Source organism: Paragemmobacter kunshanensis, assembly GCF_011059185.1.
In the GTDB taxonomy this organism is placed as follows: Bacteria; Pseudomonadota; Alphaproteobacteria; order Rhodobacterales; family Rhodobacteraceae; genus Paragemmobacter; species Paragemmobacter kunshanensis.
Window position 1 is genome coordinate 1 of the sequence record NZ_JAALFE010000087.1, and the last position, 1,368, is coordinate 1,368.

Below are 1,368 nucleotides of genomic sequence, written 5' to 3' on the forward strand. Positions count from 1 at the left end.
GTGTTGCCGCGGGAAGCGAGCGCAGCCACGCTGCGCTCGACGAAGGTCTTCTGGCGGGGGCGCAGGCGCATGGCCGGTCTCCCCCTTACTGCGCCCAGCTCGGCCGACCGGCGGCGCCGGGGGCGGACGCGGGCTGGCTGGGCTGGGTGGCCGTGGTGGGCTGCTGCGGGGCATGGCCCTGCGCCGGGGCGGCGGCGAACTGCGGCGCGATCGTGCCCATCAGCGCGGCGTAGTCGCGATGGTCGGGGGTGACCGCGGCGCGGATCTCGTTCTTGTCCTCGCCGTTGGTGTCGGTGCCGATGTCGATGCGGGCGACGAACTCGGCGCCGTCGAGATCGCCGAAGCCGTTGATGCGGCGGCGCGCCTGCGCCTCGGGCGAGTTGTCCTTGTCCGACACGCCGCGCGCCGAGTTGAGGATGCCGCGGATCAGGCCGCGCCCCATGTTGGCCCAGTCCGGGCCCTTCGGGCTGTAGAGGCCGATCAGCGACCAGACCTTGCGCCGGGCATAGGGCCCCTCGAGCACCGTGTATTCGGCGTCGAGATAGACGGCGCCGGTGGTGGCGCGGCGCGCCCAGCCGCCGGTCCAGCCCTGCGAGGGGTCGTCGAAGCCGCCCGGGCGGAGCGTCAGGCGCACCTTGGCGAGCGTGCCCTTCGGGATGACGTTGGTGTTGGATTGCGCGGAGTTGAAGTCGTTCCAGGGTCCGGACATTGCGCGGCTCCTTTCAGTTGGAGGATGGGACGCGCAGTGGCGTCAGAGGGGAAAAGCCACCCCGGCGACCGGATCGGGACACCGGGCATGGTGAGAGGCGCTCAACCATGGCCGGGCTCCGGCGCGGGCGCGGGCGCGGGATCGGCCGGGGTCACCGGCGGCCAGGTGAGACGCTCGGAGGCTGGCACCGCAGGGCGCTGGATCTTCTCCATCAGCCGGCCGAGATGCGGGGCCTCGACCCTGTCGAGGCGGCCCGAACGGTCCTTGGCCGGAAAGCCCCAGGGGTTCAGCGTCTGGCAAACGAAGGCGCGCTGCGGCTGGCCACCCGGGTCCGGGATGTCGGCCATGGTGATGACCTGATCGACGATCCCGGGCAGCTCGAGTCCGGTCTTCGAGCCGTCGATCTGCGGCTGGAACACCTTGCGATTGAAGTCGTCGAGCCGCTCGTCGAGGATGCCGACGAACCAGACATGCTTTCCGCGCGTGTGCTGCAGGTGGGTCAACCAGCCGATCATCTCGCGGCCATGCAGCCCGTAGGCGCCGCGGATGTCGGGCTTCCCGGTTTTCTCGGAGAACGCCTCGGGCTGGCCGCGGCACCACTGGAAGCAGAGCCGCCCGGCCACGGTGATCGAGTCGATGAAGACGGTCTCGTACTTCCC

Annotated in this window: 2 protein-coding genes; both read right to left on the reverse strand. The window is 70.9% G+C overall.

Annotation, left to right across the window (positions count from 1 at the left end):
* Positions 1-85: 85 nt before the first annotated feature.
* Positions 86-709, reverse strand: coding sequence for a hypothetical protein (locus G5V65_RS21840; RefSeq protein WP_062563474.1), 624 nt, complete (start codon positions 707-709; stop codon positions 86-88).
* Positions 710-810: 101 nt separating this feature from the next.
* The coding region (locus G5V65_RS21845) for an ATP-binding protein (protein WP_165054721.1) at positions 811-1,368 on the reverse strand (558 nt) is incomplete at its 5' end.

Excerpts from the sequence above, each read along its gene's own strand:
- G5V65_RS21840 (WP_062563474.1), bottom strand. The coding sequence starts at position 709 with ATGTCCGGACCCTGGAACGACTTCAACTCCGCGCAATCCAACACCAAC.